This window comes from Klebsiella grimontii, from assembly GCF_042137965.1.
Classification (GTDB): domain Bacteria; phylum Pseudomonadota; class Gammaproteobacteria; order Enterobacterales; family Enterobacteriaceae; genus Klebsiella; species Klebsiella grimontii.
In genome coordinates, this window is the sequence record NZ_CP169721.1 from 2,810,709 (window position 1) to 2,826,231 (window position 15,523).

The window sequence follows — 15,523 nt, forward strand, 5'->3', positions numbered from 1 at the left end:
TTATTCTCCCCGTAGCTCAGCGCTAATAAGCGTCAACAACCACCCGGATGTTGACGCCAGTTCGAGCGACGTTTCCACCAGACGGCTCTCGCCGCTAAACACATCGCGAAAACGTTTCCCGGCCAGATCGTCTGGTATGGTTACCACAGTATTGCCCCATAGCCTTGCGGAAGATTCCGCCAATCCGTGCGCCGCAACGTCAAACGCCAGGCGAGGCACCACCACGATCAGGGCCTCCTCTCCGCTGATGCGCGCGTAGGCAATAAGATTATCTTCCCTCTCCCCGGAGACTTTTAATGGTACCCAGTCACCATAATGGAAGAGCGCTGAATGCCGCTGTCTTAATCGGAGAAAAGAAGCGGTAACGTACTGTTTCAGGCGCCCGTCTCGCCAGGCGGGTTCGCGGGTGAACAGGTCCGCATTCCCGGTATGAAGGTTTTGCGCAAGGACGGCGAAATCGGGTTCACGTCGGTTATCCGGATCGACAAGACTGAAGTTCAGCGCCTCGCTCCCCTGATAAATGTCCGGCACGCCGGGCGCAGTCAGTTTTATCACCGTCTGGCTGAGGCTGTTTACCAGTCCGGCACGGATAAAGGGCTGCAAGGCAATGTGAAAATCGTTGAGAAAGCGCGAATTATCCGCAGAAAATAGCTGCTGCACATAATTAAGCACCACGCTCTCATAGCTTTCATTGCTGTCGATCCAGTCGGTTCTCTGCTTGGCCTCGCGCAGCGCTTTTTCCATAAAAGCGAGAAAACGCGTTTCGAGCGATTTCAGCCCTTCGGCATCGTCCGGCAGCAGCGTTGCAGGCCACGCGCCCGCCAGCGCCTGATAGATCATCCACGTATCCGCCGCGTTCGGCGCCGTGCCGTCGTTCAAAAAACGCACATGGGTTTGATTCATCTGACGCCAGCGCGCAAGGTTTTCCGCCCACAGCTGCGGGGCTTCCGTTAAGGTGTAAAGCCGGGCCCGCGCATCTTCCCCGCGTTTCGTATCGTGCGTCGACGTCCCCAGCAGCGCATCGGGCTGGCGCGCAAGACGGATGCGCATCTCCTGATGAAAGCGAGACAATGAGAAGGCGCGAGGCGTAGGATCGGCCCCAACTTCATTCAGCGCCAGGTCGAGGTTATGACGAAAGAACAGCGTATCCTCGACCGATTTCGCCATTAACGGCCCGGTGAGCTGCTGAAAACGGGTCCTGAAGAGTGAAGCGATGTCGAGGCTGCTCGCCTGCAGATTGCCGGTCAGGATAGCGATAATGACGTTAAGCGCGTTGGCATCGGGTCGGTTTTCTTCGGCGTTCACCTGGTCAACCACCCGGTTTAACAGCGTAATATCGCCTGCGGTCAGCCCTTCGGCGGTGCCGTAGGTACGATAGACCGGGAAGGCCAGCAGCAGTTCGCGCAGGGCGTGGCGCAGCGCGTCACTCTCGACCGCCATGCCGTTACGCTGCGCCAGTTCGCGGGCCAGCTTCAATAAAGTGGTAAATTCACCCTCAAAATTGCGATCCGCCATCAGGCCTTTCGCCTCGCGCAGCGCTTTGTGGCGATCCACCATTCCGCCGAGCGCGTCGTCATGCACCTGCTGCAGCTGGTCGAGGTTATTGTCATCCACCAGCACTTCCGCCAGCGAAGCGATAAACTCATACCCTGTGGTGCCGGACACCGGCCAGTCTGCGGGCAGCTGTTCGCCCTTCGCGAGGATTTTTTCCACCGTAATGTAGCACTCTGGCCCGGTGGCCTGGCGCAGGCGCTGCAGATACCCCAGCGGGTCGGCAAGGCCATCGATATGGTCAATACGCAGACCATCGACGATGCCGGAATGCACCAGTTCAAGGATAAGTCGATGGGTGTCGTCAAACACCGCCGGGTCTTCAACCCTGACGCCAATCAGGCCGGTAATTTCAAAAAAACGCCGCCAGGAGAGCTGCCTGGGCGCTTCCCGCCAGGACATAAGGCGCCAGCTTTGCGCCTCGTGCAGCGCCAGAATGGCGTCGCGATCCGGGTATGTTAGTCGTTGCTCACCTGTCGCCAGGGTTTGAGGATTCAGGGGCCAGACCTGGTCATAATAGATGAACGCCGGTTTCCCGGTTGCAGGGTCGCGTTTCAGTTCGAGCGCCCCGCTCTCCAGTTCCGCCTCAAAGGTATCCCCCAGAAACGGCAGCGTAACGGGACGCGTCCAGTCAATATCGAAATAATTCGCCCAGCGGCTGTTCTTGCCCTGCTCGATAACGTCCCGCCACCAGCGATTCTCCAGCGAGGTCGCCATATGGTTAGGCACAATATCCAGGATCAGGCCAATTTGCGCGTTTCGCAGCGCCTTCACCATCCGATCAAACCCTTCGCGGCCCCCGATGGCCGGGTCGATCTCGTTAGGATCGGTAATATCATAGCCATGGGTGGAGCCGGTGGTCGCCGTAAATATCGGCGAGGCGTAAAGATGGCTGATACCGAGCCCCTGAAGATAGGGGGCCAGCGCCGCCGCGCGATCGAAGGTCATGCCGTTACGGAACTGAATGCGATAAGTCGCGGAAGGGATCATACTGAGGCTTCTCCATGTGCAAAACGGACAACAATACTGTCTGGCGTTAACGCCTCCTGCTGTTCCGGCCAGCTAAAAATGACCTCGCCAGGTATTTCCGGCATCGCAAGCGGTTCCTCGCCGATATTCAGCGCCACAGAGAGCGTCCCGCCGGCAAATTGCCAGCTCACCGCCAGCGCCTGCGGCTCCGTGTGCAGGATCTTGCCCTCGACGCCGCCCCCTGCCGCCAGCAGCGGGACGATATAGCGATGGCGCAGCAAGATGAGGTTGCGCGTGAAGCGCAGCCAGGATTTCCCCTCCTCGCTTGCCGCCTTCTGCCAGTCGAGCTTAGAACGAATAAAGGTCAGGGGATCGTTCGGGTCCGGGACGGATTCGTCGTGCCCCGCGTGTCCGGCAAACTCTTTTGCCCGTCCTTCCCGCACCGCCTTCGCGAGGGAACCCTGAAAATCGGTAAAGAACAAAAAGGGATTGCTCTCGCCGAACTCCTCTCCCATAAACAGCAAAGGAATATGCGGCGACAGAAGCAAAGCGGCGAGCAAAACGCGCGTTTTCCCGGCGCCGGCAAGGGAGATCAACCTTTCCCCCTGCGCACGGTTTCCGGTCTGATCGTGATTCTGAATAAAGTCGACAAAAAACTGCGGCGGCTGAGCGGCGCAGGCCACGCCGCGGGGCTTCCCGGTTTGCGCAGAAAGCTCACCCTGGTAGACAAATCCCTCGGCCAGCGCCCTTGCGAACTTACTGGCAGGCTGATGCGCAAAATCCTGATAATAGGCGTGCGTCTCGCCGGTGGCGAAAACGTGGGCGGCGTTATGAAAATCATCATTCCACTCGGCGGTAAACAGCGGGGTTTGTCCATCCTCATCGCGCGGATGGAGGAAAATGACGTTCCGGCTGTCTTCGGTGGTGAGGTGGATATGGCGGTCGGGGATGGCTTTGCGGATATTTTCGGCGATCTCTATCAGCACATGCCTGGCGGAGCGATCTTCAATCTGATCGATGGCATCAAAGCGCAGCCCATCAAGATGGTACTCGGTAAGCCAGAACAGCGGCGCCTCGGTAATATACTGCCGCACAGCCTCGGTTTCATAGGCGATAGCGTTACCCCAGGGGGTCATTCGGTTTTGATGAAAAAAGCCCGGCGACAGCAAAGAGAGATAGTTGCCTTCCGGGCCAAAATGGTTGAGAACGATATCGAGAACCACCGAAAGCCCTAACCCGTGGGCGGCGTCAATAAAGGCGTGAAAATCCCCCGGCGAGCCGTACGCGGCGTGCGGTGCGTAAAGTAATACGCCGTCATAACCCCAGCCGCGGGAACCGCCAAACTGGGCAACGGGCATAATCTCGACCTGGGTGATCCCCAGCTCTGCCAGATAAGGCAGCTTATCGATGGCGGCCAGAAAGGTGCCTTCTGGCGTAAAGGTGCCCGGATGGAGTTCATAGATGACGGTTTCTTCCCATGGCCGCCCTTTCCAGACGCGGTTAACCGGCTGAAAAAGCCTGGGGTCGATAACTACCGAGGGACCGTTAACATCATCGCGCTGCGCGCGCGTGGCCGGATCGGGAATACGCCTGCCATCGGCTAAAAGGAGCATATATTCATCGCCATGCTTTACGCCAGGGACGTCAATCTGGAACCAGCCCCCACCCGCGGCTTCCATCGGAATATCCCGCGTCTTCAGGCTCAGCGTCATTGTCTTTTGACCTTCTGCCCAGACGCGAAAACGGACAGTATCAGCGGCAATAAACTCCGCCCCCCAATGCTTGTGAAACGATATGGATTCCATTCAATGTCCTCAGGCGACTTATTCAGATAACGCGGCATGAAATATAAGATTAGACCAGGATGAGCCAAGTGTGCTGGCGGCGTTGGGTCTGTTATTTATAAAGACCTTGGCTGTAATACATATAGGCTGAAAAGTCAGGTAAATAATTCCTGGTTTTAAGCAGTTAATTATTCCTGGTTTACCTTTCTTTTATCCCCCATGCGCAATAATTGACTAATCTTAAATTTCATTTATTAAGGAGGCCGGTATGACAACAGGAAATAATTCAACGCTACACTATCCACTTCCGCCGTTTGTCGAGCAGCCGCAGCAACCCCCGGGGCTGGCATCGGAAATGAAGCCCCTTCCCGACCACGGCGAAACCAGCTACATCGGTTCCGGGAAGCTTGTGGGGAAAAAAGCGCTGATTACCGGCGGTGATTCGGGTATTGGCCGGGCAGTTGCTATCGCCTTCGCGCGCGAAGGCGCGGATGTCGCGATCGGCTACCTGCCGGAGGAGGAATCCGACGCGGCTGCCGTTATCGCGCTGATACAGGCCGAGGGCAGAAAAGCCGTCGCCATTCCCGGCGATATTCGGGTTGAATCATTTTGCGATACCCTGGTCGAAAAGGCGGTCGCGGAGCTTGGCGGGCTGGATATTGTGGTTAACAACGCCGGCAGGCAGCAATATTGCGAATCCATCGAAGAGTTGAGTACCGCCGCCTTTGACGCGACCTTTAAAACCAACGTTTATGCGCCATTCTGGATAACCAAAGCCGCGCTTCGCCATCTGTCTGAGGGCGCGGCTATCATCAACACCTCTTCCGTCCAGGCGTTTAAACCCAGCGAGATCCTGCTGGATTACGCCCAGACCAAAGCCTGCAATGTTGCGTTTACGAAATCGCTGGCAAAGCAGCTGGGTCCGCGCGGTATCCGCGTTAATGCCGTGGCGCCGGGCCCGTACTGGACGCCTCTGCAGTCAAGCGGCGGCCAGCCGCAGGAGAAGGTTCAGCAGTTTGGCGAGGATACGCCGCTCGGCAGACCGGGACAGCCGGTTGAGATAGCGCCCCTTTACGTACTCCTGGCTTCCGACGCGTGCTCCTACGCTTCTGGCCAGGTCTGGTGCTCTGATGGCGGCACCGGGGTAGCATAAGAGAGATCGTCGCTGTGGCGCGCTCTATTCGCGCGCCGCAGCGACGAACGCTAGTAGCGTAAAAGGAACTGGATGAGGGTTATCAGCAAATAAAAACCGCAGACGATTTGCACACCTCTCCAGCCCCACCTGAAATAACGCCACTGATAACGCTCTCTGGCATTCGCCTGCGCAATGGCGGGCTCGAGGCTCTGCTTTTTCTGCTTACTTCTCAGTAGGCTCCAGCCCCACCAGACAATGACCATGATGACGATAACTTTATACAGGATGATGTTGCCCATGCCGCCGCCATTTTACGATTGGATAAAACTGCCTGCGAGTGTAGCGCACTTCCCGCCTCGTTACCTGCATACCTTATTGACGTTTAAACATGTTTACGCTGGAACGCTCTTGTTCTGTCAGCGCGGCTGATGTAGCGATATCGTAGAATAATCTTATATATGTCAAAAAGGTGAATTGCGACTTTTCTCTTTATTAAATATGTAGTATCAAGGCGCTGGTAATATTAGCAGTCTTATTATTCAAAAAGTTAAAATTTGCAAAACCAGACGTAACCGCTAAAATAACCATGAGCTAACTCACTAAGCAGGGAGATATTATGGGTTTTTGGCGAATTGTGTTGACGATTATTCTACCGCCACTCGGCGTGCTGCTGGGTAAAGGGTTTGGCTGGGCCTTCATTCTCAATATTATTTTAACCATCCTCGGTTATATTCCAGGGCTTATTCACGCGTTTTGGGTTCAAACCAAAAACACCTAATCAGAAATATCTTACAGTTTGACTCGCCGGCTTATCCCCGGACATTAAACGGAAGCAGAAAGTTCGCAGGAGCAATACCATGCTTAAACAATTAACCGCTATCGTTTTGCTGGCTGCAGCAACCAATGCCATGGCGCAAGACGATATGACGCTGGACAGTCTGGTCAAAAAGGAACCGGCAGCCTTTAGTAAAATGGTAAAAGGTCACCCTCTGCCCGCCTGGGTAAAGACGGGCGGAACCGCCTCGCCTGCCAGAACGGTGAAGCTTGGCGCAGAGACTTATCAGGTACTCAGCGTCTGTAAACCCCACGATTGCGCGACGGAACGCTTCGCCGTGCTGTGGTCTGAAAAGTCCAGACAGATGACCGGGCTTTTCTCTACCGTTGATGAAAAAACCGCCCAGGAGAAACTGACCTGGCTTAACGTTAGCGACGATCTTTCCATCGATGGTAAAACGGTGCTCTTTGCCGCCCTGAGCGGCAGCCTGGAAAACCATCCCGACGCATTTAACTTTCAGCAGTAGCCCGTAGCCAAAAATTGACGCCTGTGGCCGGAACGGTAATCCGGTCATCCCCATTCTGCCGCTCTGACCCGGGGTCTGGACGGCAGAATAACGTCCCTTTCCGGCTACAACGAGATGCCGGCGAATGACATAAACCCCAGCGACATTAGCCCGGCGGTAATAAATACGCTGCCTAACCCGCGCAACCCCTTCGGCATGTTGGCGTATTTCAGCTTTTCGCGTATGCCGGCCAGCGCCACGATCGCCAGCGCCCAGCCAATACCGCACCCGGTACCGTAAGTGAGTGACTCAAAGAAGCTGTATTCACGCTGCACCATAAAAATGGTCGCGCCGAAAATGGCGCAGTGAATGGTTAATAACGGCAGAAACGGGCCTAAAGCGTGGTTTAACGCATGAAAGTATTTATCGATGACCATCTCGAGGATCTGCACCAGCGCCGCGAGAACGCCGATAAAAGTGATAAAATCGAGAAAGCTCAGATCGACCCCTTCGATCAGGGCGTTCTCTTTCAGCAGATGATTGTAAATCAGGTTGTTTATCGGCGTCGCTATCGCCAGCAGCGCTGTTACCGTCACGCCGAGACGAAATGCGACATCGATTTTTTTCGAGATAGCGAGAAAAGTACACATGCCGAGGAAAAAATTAAGCGCCATATTCTCGACAAAAACCGCGCGGATAAAAATATTGAGGTGAGATTCGAACAAGACAACCTCCATGTTGTTGAGTTGTTTCTCAATCATGCCAAACTTTCAGGTGAAACAGGCAATAACGGCTCGGTTTTGCCGAGTCGATCACCTTTTAATTTCCTGAGTTTTGATAAGGCGGGACAGCCGCCTTTACTCGCCCTCTCTGCGCTGGAGAAACGTGTGCGGAAGCATCTCAATAAATTCATCAACCGGCACCGGTTTTGAAAAGTAGTAGCCCTGGTAGAGGGTAATGCCCATATTTTTGAGCATCTCAAGCTGCTCTTTATCCTCAACGCCCTCGGCAATAATCTGGCAATGAAATTTTTTCGCCAGATTGACCATATTCATCACCACCAGCGCTGAAGCGTTATTGGTCCCAATGTTGAAGGTAAAGACTTTATCGATTTTAATAATCTCCGGATTAAACTGCTGGATGTAGCTGTAGTTTGCATACCCGGTACCAAAATCATCCAGCGAAAACTGCACGCCAATACGCCTGAGTTGGTCCGTCACCGCTGACGTCTGCAGGGTATTTGCAATCGACTCCCGCTCGGTTATCTCCAGGACAAGGCGTACTTTTGCCGCTTTCATCTGTTGGGTAAACGTCTGGCACAGGGTCACAATTTCGTCGTCCTGAAAGTTTACCGAGCTGGTGTTAAAGCAGATAAACAGCCCCGCGGGAATGACGGACTGCTGTCGCCGGAGCTGGCGACTCACCTCAGCAAAGCAAATCGCCGTCACTTCTTTGATAAGACCGGTCTGTTCGGCGACGGAGATAAATTTATCCGGCGCAATAAACCCCTGTTTTGGATGCTCCCAGCGCACCAGCACTTCGCCGCCGACGATCTGACCGGTGTCGCTGCCGATAATCGGCTGAATATAGGGTTTGAGCTGTTTGAGTTCGATAGCCTGCCTGAGCTGATACTCAATCGTATTCCGGTAGCGGAGGTAGTTTCTGAACAAAAATGTCAGCAGCAGGGAGGCCAGAATAATGGCGATAAGGGTGTGTTGTTCATAACGGATAAATGCGCCGGGGCCGGACGCGTAATGGCGGTCGGCAATAACCGAATAGTGAAACTGCTCTGATTCCATGCGTACGGGAACGCGAATACCCGGGCTCGTTGTCACTTCCCCCTTATGGGTCATTACCCGGTCGCCAACCTGAAGATACAGATGAGCGTCGCCGTCGAGAACGTTTAAAATGTTGTATAAATAATAGCCATCCACGCCCACCAGAATCGTATTTCCCCGGTCGTCCTGTTCGCTGTAAACCATCAATGGATGGAGCGGCGTGATTTCACTGCCGCTCAGCAGACGTAAAGCGCCATGCGTATATTGGCGGCGATCGAACTGAAATTTCCGTCCGCCATAAACCGAGGTGCAGTATATTTCATTATCCTTACCTAAATTCACCGTGCGCACATCGGGAATAGTGGCCACCAGCGTGCGTAGCTCCGTCAGGACATTCTCATTACAGCTTTTCCCATAGAACGGTTCAGCCATATTAGCGGCCTGCTCCGCATGAGAAACGGTCACATCAAGGCTGGCTATCGCCTGCTGAAGCCGCGCATGAATATCGTTATCCACTTTTTTTTGCATTTGCCAGTAACAAAGCCCTGTACCGAAGCTCAGCACCGCAATTAAAAATAAGAATATCCACAGACGATGGCGTGATAAGGAGTCGTTCATTGTGCTAATCCAGTTTGACGCGCCGCAGCGGGCCGACGGCCAATAGTTTGACCAAATTTTAATAAATCCTGTTTATACTCGCCCTGAACCGATCAAGTTTTAATGCATATCAATGATATATCATGGCAAACCGTTGCGTGATGCGAGAGTCGTTTTCTTCGCCTGAGGTTTGCGTGCTTTTGCTGCTGCACCCGTAGCTAAACTATTGACTTAAAGTCGAATAATATGAAAATGACTCTTTTGTGCGCTGACCAGAAAAGCTGGCAAATATCATGACGATCCGCTCCTGTAAGTTTCTCCTGAACAAGGTGAAAATATCCGCCGTAGCAATAGCTGCTGCACTGCTGTTGGCCCACTGCGGCAGCAAACCGCCCGTTTCTCTCGTCACACCCATGCCGCCCGCGACCAGGCAGCCGACGTTACCCAAAAGTCATGAGCCGGTACGCGGCGTGTGGCTGACAACCGTTTCGCGCCTTGACTGGCCGCCGCTGGAATCGGTGAATGGCGGCATTACGGCCGACCGACGTATCGCCCTCCAGCAGCAGGCGCTGACTGCCAAGCTGGATAATTTAAAGAGCCTCGGCATTAACACCGTCTTCTTCCAGGTGAAACCGGATGGCACAGCGCTCTGGCCATCGAAGATCTTGCCGTGGTCCGATATGCTGACCGGAAAAATCGGCGAGGATCCGGGCTACGATCCGCTTAAGTTCATGCTGGACGAGGCCCATAAGCGCGGTATGCGCGTTCATGCCTGGTTTAACCCCTATCGCGTTTCGGTCAACACCCGGCCGAAAACCGTCACCGAGCTTAACGGTACGCTATCGCAGGTTCCCGCCAGCGTATACGTTCTGCACCCCGAGTGGATACGCACCTCCGGCGATCGCTTCGTGCTCGATCCGGGCATCCCGGAAGTGCGCGACTGGATAACCAGTATCGTGGCGGAAGTCGTGGAACATTATCCTGTTGACGGCGTCCAGTTCGACGACTATTTCTACACCGAATCGCCGGGATCGGCGCTGAACGACAGCCGGACGTTCCAGCAGTACGGTCAGGGATTTGCCGTGAAGGCGGACTGGCGGCGGCATAATACCCAACTGCTGATCGAGCAGGTTTCCCGTACCATCAAGCAGCTGAACCCCGAGGTTGAATTCGGCGTCAGTCCGGCAGGCGTCTGGCGCAACCGCTCCCACGATCCGGCCGGTTCCGACACCCGCGGCGCGGCGGCCTACGATGAGTCCTATGCCGATACCCGTCTCTGGGTGCAGCAGGGATGGCTGGACTATATCGCGCCGCAGATTTATTGGCCCTTCGCCCGCGACGCGGCCCGCTACGACGTGCTGGCAAAGTGGTGGGCTGACGTGGTGAAACCCACCCATACCCGCCTCTATATCGGCGTGGCGCTGTACAAGGTGGGCGAACCGTCGAAGAACGAACCCGACTGGATGATTAACGGCGGCGTGCCGGAATTGAAAAAGCAGCTTGATCTGAATGAATCCATGCCGCAAATTCAGGGCACGATTTTGTTCAGAGAGAATTACCTCAATCAGCCGCAAACCCAGCAGGCCGTTAACTACCTGAAAAGCCGCTGGGGAGGTTGATTCCCACACCTGCCCCAACCGGAGAATGTTATGTTGAAAAAATCGATTGTCGCCTTTTCCTTGTTCTGCGCTCTGACGCCCGCCGTTTTTGCGGGCAACAGTGAAAATGAACAGCTGAATAAAAAGAATGTCATTGATTTTTATAATAAAGCGTTAAATGACAAAGACTTTGCCGCCGCCAGACCCTATCTCGGAGACCGCTACATACAGCATAACCCGATGGCGAAAGACGGCGTGGAAGGCTTTCAGCAGTTTATCGCCTTCCTGAAGAACAAATATCCCGACTCCCACAGTGAAATTAAGCAGGCGTTTGTTGATGGCGATCATGTGATCCTGCACGTTGAGGTCACCGGTCGCGAGCCGGGCGTGACGCGGGCGATTATTGATATCTTCCGCCTCGACAAGCAGCATAAAATCATTGAGCACTGGGACGTTACCCAGAACGTTCCGCAAAAAACCGCCAGCGGCAACAGCATGTTCTAAAACCCGGCCAGGAGCCTTCTGCTAACACTCTCGCTTTCCCTTTTTTCATTCGTACAGACTATCGCTTGTTTAAACATTTTATTTACTTTACTGTAAAGTAAATAAACAAACGAGATCAGACTGATGTTCAACGAAAGAAAATGGGGAAAGCTTTTTTATTTCATTGCATTAGCCATTTTCCCCGGCGCGGTGAACGCCGCTTTACCCAGCCTACCCGCGCAGGGCGCCTCGCTCTATGACGCCTGCTCCCACCTACAAGAACCCGCCGAGGCCTGGCGCTGTCGCGCCCTGCTCATTAGCCAGCGCGTGGAACAGCGGCAGCGCTATCTGCACTTTTTACTTCAGCAGAATATTTTCAGCATTCAAACCTACGACTATCTGTGGAGTGAATACCAGCGTGCGACGTCATGTTCTGAGATCGGCGCCTTCTTGATGAGCAAAGTTCACGATGAGGCATTCCATGGGCTGCCCTTTACCCCGCTTCCGCCCGATGATGCGATAAGCGCGCCGCCTGCGGTGTTTACCCTGCAAGACGCCATTAACTGACCTGAGGTGCGTAACAATGCTGGCCCGCTTTTTTGTCTTTCGCCCCGTTTTTGCCGCCGTCATCGCCATCTGCATTATGGCGGCCGGCGCCCTTGCCCTGCTGACGCTGCCGGTAGAACAGTATCCGGATATCGCCCCTCCTGCCGTCAACGTCACGGCGAACTATACCGGCGCTTCAGCGGAAACCGTCGAGGATAGCGTTACCCAGGTGCTGGAGCAGCAGATTAAAGGCATCGATGGGCTGATCTATTTATCCTCAAGCAGCAGTTCGGCTGGGCAGGCGCGGATTAGCCTTAGCTTCGATCAGGGCGTAAACCCTGATATGGCGCAGGTACAGGTACAAAATGCGGTAAACCAGGCGATTACCCGCTTACCGCAGGAGGTACAGCAGCAAGGCATTACCGTTACCAAATCCCAGGGCGACAGCCTGATGGTGGTTGCCCTGTATGACAAAAGCGAGCAATTAACCAGCCTTGATATCAGCGATTTCCTCGTCAGTTCCCTGCAGGAGCCATTGAGCCGGGTTGAAGGCGTGGGTGAAACCACCGTTTTTGGCGCGCAGTACGCCATGCGCATCTGGCTTAATCCGCTCCAGCTGACCAGCTACGGTTTGATGCCCTCGGACGTGCAGGCCGCCATTGAAGCGCAGAGTTCGCAGGTTACCAGCGGTGAAATTGGCTCGCTGCCGACGCTTGAGGGACAGTATCTGAACGCCACGGTGGCGACGCAGTCTCGGCTTGAACGTCCTGAGCAATTTGAGAATATTATTCTGCGCACGAATAGCGACGGCTCGGTGGTGTACCTGCGCGATGTGGCCCGCGTGGAGATCGGCGCGGAAAACTATCAAAACCAAACTACGCTCAATGGTTACCCCTCCGCCGGGATCTCGATTCAACTGGCCTCGGGAGCCAACGCGCTGGAAACGGCGGAAAAAGTTCGGGCCGAAGTCGAACGCCTCTCTTCCCGCTTTCCGCAAGGCGTGGTCGCCGCCTATCCGCGCGACAGCACACCGTTTGTGACGGTATCGATCGAAAGCGTGGTGCATACGCTGATTGAAGCGATCCTCTTTGTCGTGGCCGTCATGTATCTTTTTCTGCAGAGCTGGCGGGCGACGCTGATCCCGACCCTTACGGTTCCGGTAGTTCTGCTGGGTACTTTCGGTATTCTCAGCCTGCTCGGTTACAGCATTAATACGCTCACCCTGTTTGCGATGGTGCTGGCAATCGGCCTGCTGGTTGATGACGCTATCGTGGTAGTGGAAAACGTTGAGCGTTTGATGGCAGAGGAAGACCTCACCCCGCTGGAGGCCACGCTGCGCTCGATGAATGAGATAACCGGGGCACTAATCGGTATTGCGTTGGTTCTCTCCGCCGTTTTTATTCCGATGGCGCTCTTTGGCGGCTCGGTCGGGATTATCTATCGCCAGTTTACCGTGACTATTGTCTCAGCCATGGCGCTGTCCGCGCTGGTCGCTCTGACGCTGACGCCAACGCTATGCGCCCACCTGCTCAAGCCAGGACACATGAAAAAAGGGCGTTTTTTCACCCTTTTCAATCGCGGCGTGACGATAAGTCAGAACCGCTACCTGGCCACGCTCCAACGAATAACCGCCCGTCCGTTTCGTTTTGTCTGCCTGGCCCTGATCCTGACCTTTTTGATGCTCTGGCAATATCAGAAGCTCGCTAGCGGATTTCTGCCCGAGGAGGATCAGGGCGCGGTCATGGTTCAATACACGCTGCCGTCTGGCTCGCCGATGTCAATGACCGAGGAGGTTGGCGCTGATATTGCCCGCTATTTTATGACCGAGGAGGAAGATAACCTCAACGTTATCTTTATGGTCACCGGGAGAAACAATGCCGGCAGTGGGCAGAACGTCGGCATGGCATTCGCTGAGTTAAAGCACTGGGACCTGCGTCCTGGTGAGAAAAACAGCGCCCAGGCCATTATTTCCCGCGCGAACCAGTACTTTAATAAAAACGCCCGGCAGGCCAACATCAGCGTGATGTCGCCCCCGACCGTGCGCGGGCTTGGGCAATCCAGCGGCTTTGAGCTATGGCTGCAGGACAGCGCGGAAAATGGCAGCGCTGCGCTTATGCAGGCGCAAACCACCCTGCTCAATGCCGCCAGAGAAAATCCCGCTCTGGACGCGGTACGAATTAATAGTCTGGAAGAAAAAGCGCAGCTGCAGGTCAACGTCGACAGACAAAAAGCGCAGGCTCAGGGCCTGGATCAGGCTGATATCAACAATACGCTCTCAGCGGCCTGGGGGGGCGTATATGTTAACGACTTTATCGACCGTGGGCGGGTTAAACGCGTGTATATGCAAGGAGATGCGGCCTGGCGTTCGACGCCGGAAAATTTATCCGCCTGGTTTGTGCGCGGCGACAGCAACAACATGGCCTCCTTCGACAGCTTCTCATCCCTGCGCTGGACCACCGGACCGCAGATGCTTCAGCGGTTTAACGGTCTGTCGGCCGTGCAGTTTCAGGGAGGCGCGGCGCCGGGCGTCAGTTCCGGCGCCGCGATGGCGGAGATGTCCGACCTGGTCAGCTTGATGAACGGGTTTGATCTGCAATGGAGCGGTTTGTCCTGGCAGGAGCAGTCATCTTCGGTGCAAACGCTGTGGGTCTACCTGGCGTCGCTGGCCTTTATGTTTTTATGCCTGGCCGCCTTATATGAGAGCTGGTCGGTTCCCATTGCCGTAATGCTGATTATCCCGTTGGGCATTATTGGCGCCATCAGCGCTTCGTTGCTCGCCGGTTATGAAAACGATATCTACTTCCAGGTGGGGATGTTGACGACAATGGGCCTCTCGTCCAAAAACGCGATTCTGATCGTTGAATTCGCCCTGGCGCAGTTCCAGCAAGGGAAAAACCTGTCGGAAGCCACCCTCGAAGGCGCGCGCCTGCGCTTGCGCCCCATCGTGATGACCTCACTCGCATTTGTTGTTGGCGTAATCCCTCTGGTACTCTCTACCGGCGCGGGGGCTTCCAGCCAACGAGAGATAGGCACCGCGGTCATCGGCGGCATGCTCACCGGGACGCTGCTGACCTTGTTTTTCGCGCCATTATTTTTCCTGCTGGTGCAGCAAGGAATGATGCGGCTAAAAAGACGCAAACCGTAAGGACTCAACTGATGGGAAATCAACGCGGGCGGCCGATGAAAGCCCGCCCACGCATTTTACAAACCGCCCGGGCGCTGTTTCTGCAGCACGGGCTTGATGTGTCTCTGGATACCATCGCCGCCGAAGCGGGAACCACGCGCCCGACGCTGTACAGCCATTTCCCCGGCGGAAAAGACGCGCTGCTGCTGGAGACGTTCGCCTTTCTCAACGACGCTATGCAGCCGCCCCTGCAACAGCTTCTACAGGACAGCCAGCAGGATCTGCCGGCGCTGCTGCGGGGATTCGCCAGGGTTGTCCAGCACCATTTTTATGCACCGGAAAACATCCACTTTCAACGCCTGCTCATCCAGGTGCTGGTGCAAAAACCGGAGCTGTACGTCACGCTAGAGCAGCGCCCCTCGGGACGCGTGTTGCAGGCGCTCAGCGATATCCTCGCGAAGAAACGAGATCAGGGCCAGCTGACCCTCAGCGACCCGCAGCTCCAGGCGACGGCGTTTCTCGGCGCGATTATGGGCTATCCGCTGCCGGGAGCCTTAATTGCGCAAAATGCGCTAACGGCAGAAACGCTGGAGCCGCTCGCCGAATGCGCGATTAGCGTGTTCCTCACGGCCTGGGGCTATAAGCCATCATCATCCGGCGCCCTGTGAACGGGGCCGG

The 15,523-nt window shown here is 55.1% G+C and carries 13 protein-coding genes; 8 read left to right on the top strand and 5 right to left on the bottom strand.

Features of this window, described 5'->3' with window-relative positions; translation table 11 throughout:
• Complete coding sequence (gene treY, locus ACE3MN_RS13285; RefSeq protein ID WP_224250726.1) at positions 1-2,541, bottom strand: malto-oligosyltrehalose synthase; 2,541 nt, start codon at positions 2,539-2,541, stop codon at positions 1-3.
• Complete coding sequence (gene treZ / locus ACE3MN_RS13290) at positions 2,538-4,325, bottom strand: malto-oligosyltrehalose trehalohydrolase (protein WP_064410683.1); 1,788 nt, start codon at positions 4,323-4,325, stop codon at positions 2,538-2,540. The genes treY and treZ overlap by 4 nt, the downstream gene beginning before the upstream one ends.
• A gap of 247 nt (positions 4,326-4,572) precedes the next feature.
• Between treZ and ACE3MN_RS13295 the strand changes: the two genes are divergently transcribed.
• Positions 4,573-5,457, top strand: a complete 885-nt coding sequence (locus ACE3MN_RS13295; RefSeq protein WP_024358172.1) for an SDR family oxidoreductase — start codon at positions 4,573-4,575, stop codon at positions 5,455-5,457.
• Positions 5,458-5,507: 50 nt separating this feature from the next.
• On the opposite strand, the gene ACE3MN_RS13300 is transcribed toward ACE3MN_RS13295, so the two are convergent.
• Positions 5,508-5,738: a hypothetical protein gene (locus ACE3MN_RS13300; protein WP_024358173.1), complete on the bottom strand. Its 231-nt coding sequence runs from the start codon at positions 5,736-5,738 to the stop codon at positions 5,508-5,510.
• A 317-nt stretch (positions 5,739-6,055) separates the two neighbouring features.
• Between ACE3MN_RS13300 and ACE3MN_RS13305 the strand changes: the two genes are divergently transcribed.
• Both ACE3MN_RS13305 and ivy read left to right on the top strand, forming a co-directional pair.
• A complete protein-coding gene (locus ACE3MN_RS13305) occupies positions 6,056-6,217 on the top strand; it encodes a YqaE/Pmp3 family membrane protein (RefSeq protein WP_004120471.1) in 162 nt (53 codons plus the stop codon).
• A gap of 79 nt (positions 6,218-6,296) precedes the next feature.
• Positions 6,297-6,740 (top strand): Ivy family C-type lysozyme inhibitor, encoded by a 444-nt coding sequence (gene ivy / locus ACE3MN_RS13310; RefSeq protein ID WP_102649810.1) that lies wholly within the window; start codon positions 6,297-6,299, stop codon positions 6,738-6,740.
• Between the two features lie 104 nt (positions 6,741-6,844).
• On the opposite strand, the gene nqrE is transcribed toward ivy, so the two are convergent.
• Together nqrE and ACE3MN_RS13320 are read right to left on the bottom strand one after the other, a co-directional pair.
• The gene (gene nqrE, locus ACE3MN_RS13315; protein WP_032711060.1) at positions 6,845-7,456 is read right to left on the bottom strand and encodes an NADH:ubiquinone reductase (Na(+)-transporting) subunit E; all 612 of its coding nucleotides are present in this window, start codon (positions 7,454-7,456) and stop codon (positions 6,845-6,847) included.
• Between the two features lie 120 nt (positions 7,457-7,576).
• Positions 7,577-9,115, bottom strand: a complete 1,539-nt coding sequence (locus ACE3MN_RS13320) for a cyclic diguanylate phosphodiesterase (RefSeq protein ID WP_082237161.1) — start codon at positions 9,113-9,115, stop codon at positions 7,577-7,579.
• 272 nt (positions 9,116-9,387) lie between these two features.
• Between ACE3MN_RS13320 and ACE3MN_RS13325 the strand changes: the two genes are divergently transcribed.
• The 5 genes from ACE3MN_RS13325 to ACE3MN_RS13345 all read left to right on the top strand — a co-directional run bounded on the left by ACE3MN_RS13325 (position 9,388) and on the right by ACE3MN_RS13345 (position 15,513).
• On the top strand, positions 9,388-10,713 hold the full coding sequence (locus tag ACE3MN_RS13325; RefSeq protein WP_101868421.1) for a glycoside hydrolase family 10 protein: 1,326 nt from the start codon (positions 9,388-9,390) through the stop codon (positions 10,711-10,713).
• A gap of 30 nt (positions 10,714-10,743) precedes the next feature.
• Positions 10,744-11,196, top strand: a complete 453-nt coding sequence (locus tag ACE3MN_RS13330) for an ester cyclase (RefSeq protein WP_102649812.1) — start codon at positions 10,744-10,746, stop codon at positions 11,194-11,196.
• Positions 11,197-11,319: 123 nt separating this feature from the next.
• A complete protein-coding gene (locus ACE3MN_RS13335) occupies positions 11,320-11,742 on the top strand; it encodes a hypothetical protein (protein ID WP_024358179.1) in 423 nt (140 codons plus the stop codon).
• A gap of 16 nt (positions 11,743-11,758) precedes the next feature.
• Entirely contained in the window at positions 11,759-14,866 is a 3,108-nt protein-coding gene (locus ACE3MN_RS13340; RefSeq protein WP_102649813.1) for a multidrug efflux RND transporter permease subunit, read from the top strand.
• Positions 14,867-14,877: 11 nt separating this feature from the next.
• Positions 14,878-15,513: a TetR/AcrR family transcriptional regulator gene (locus ACE3MN_RS13345; protein ID WP_049090388.1), complete on the top strand. Its 636-nt coding sequence runs from the start codon at positions 14,878-14,880 to the stop codon at positions 15,511-15,513.
• Positions 15,514-15,523: the final 10 nt, after the last annotated feature.

Excerpts from the sequence above, each read along its gene's own strand:
- ACE3MN_RS13295 (WP_024358172.1), top strand. The coding sequence starts at position 4,573 with ATGACAACAGGAAATAATTCAACGCTACACTATCCACTTCCGCCGTTT.
- nqrE (WP_032711060.1), bottom strand. The coding sequence starts at position 7,456 with ATGGAGGTTGTCTTGTTCGAATCTCACCTCAATATTTTTATCCGCGCG.
- ACE3MN_RS13345 (WP_049090388.1), top strand. The coding sequence starts at position 14,878 with ATGGGAAATCAACGCGGGCGGCCGATGAAAGCCCGCCCACGCATTTTA.
- treZ (WP_064410683.1), bottom strand. The coding sequence starts at position 4,325 with ATGGAATCCATATCGTTTCACAAGCATTGGGGGGCGGAGTTTATTGCC.
- ACE3MN_RS13305 (WP_004120471.1), top strand. The coding sequence starts at position 6,056 with ATGGGTTTTTGGCGAATTGTGTTGACGATTATTCTACCGCCACTCGGC.
- ivy (WP_102649810.1), top strand. The coding sequence starts at position 6,297 with ATGCTTAAACAATTAACCGCTATCGTTTTGCTGGCTGCAGCAACCAAT.
- treY (WP_224250726.1), bottom strand. The coding sequence starts at position 2,541 with ATGATCCCTTCCGCGACTTATCGCATTCAGTTCCGTAACGGCATGACC.
- ACE3MN_RS13325 (WP_101868421.1), top strand. The coding sequence starts at position 9,388 with ATGACGATCCGCTCCTGTAAGTTTCTCCTGAACAAGGTGAAAATATCC.
- ACE3MN_RS13335 (WP_024358179.1), top strand. The coding sequence starts at position 11,320 with ATGTTCAACGAAAGAAAATGGGGAAAGCTTTTTTATTTCATTGCATTA.
- ACE3MN_RS13300 (WP_024358173.1), bottom strand. The coding sequence starts at position 5,738 with ATGGGCAACATCATCCTGTATAAAGTTATCGTCATCATGGTCATTGTC.
- ACE3MN_RS13340 (WP_102649813.1), top strand. The coding sequence starts at position 11,759 with ATGCTGGCCCGCTTTTTTGTCTTTCGCCCCGTTTTTGCCGCCGTCATC.
- ACE3MN_RS13330 (WP_102649812.1), top strand. The coding sequence starts at position 10,744 with ATGTTGAAAAAATCGATTGTCGCCTTTTCCTTGTTCTGCGCTCTGACG.
- ACE3MN_RS13320 (WP_082237161.1), bottom strand. The coding sequence starts at position 9,115 with ATGAACGACTCCTTATCACGCCATCGTCTGTGGATATTCTTATTTTTA.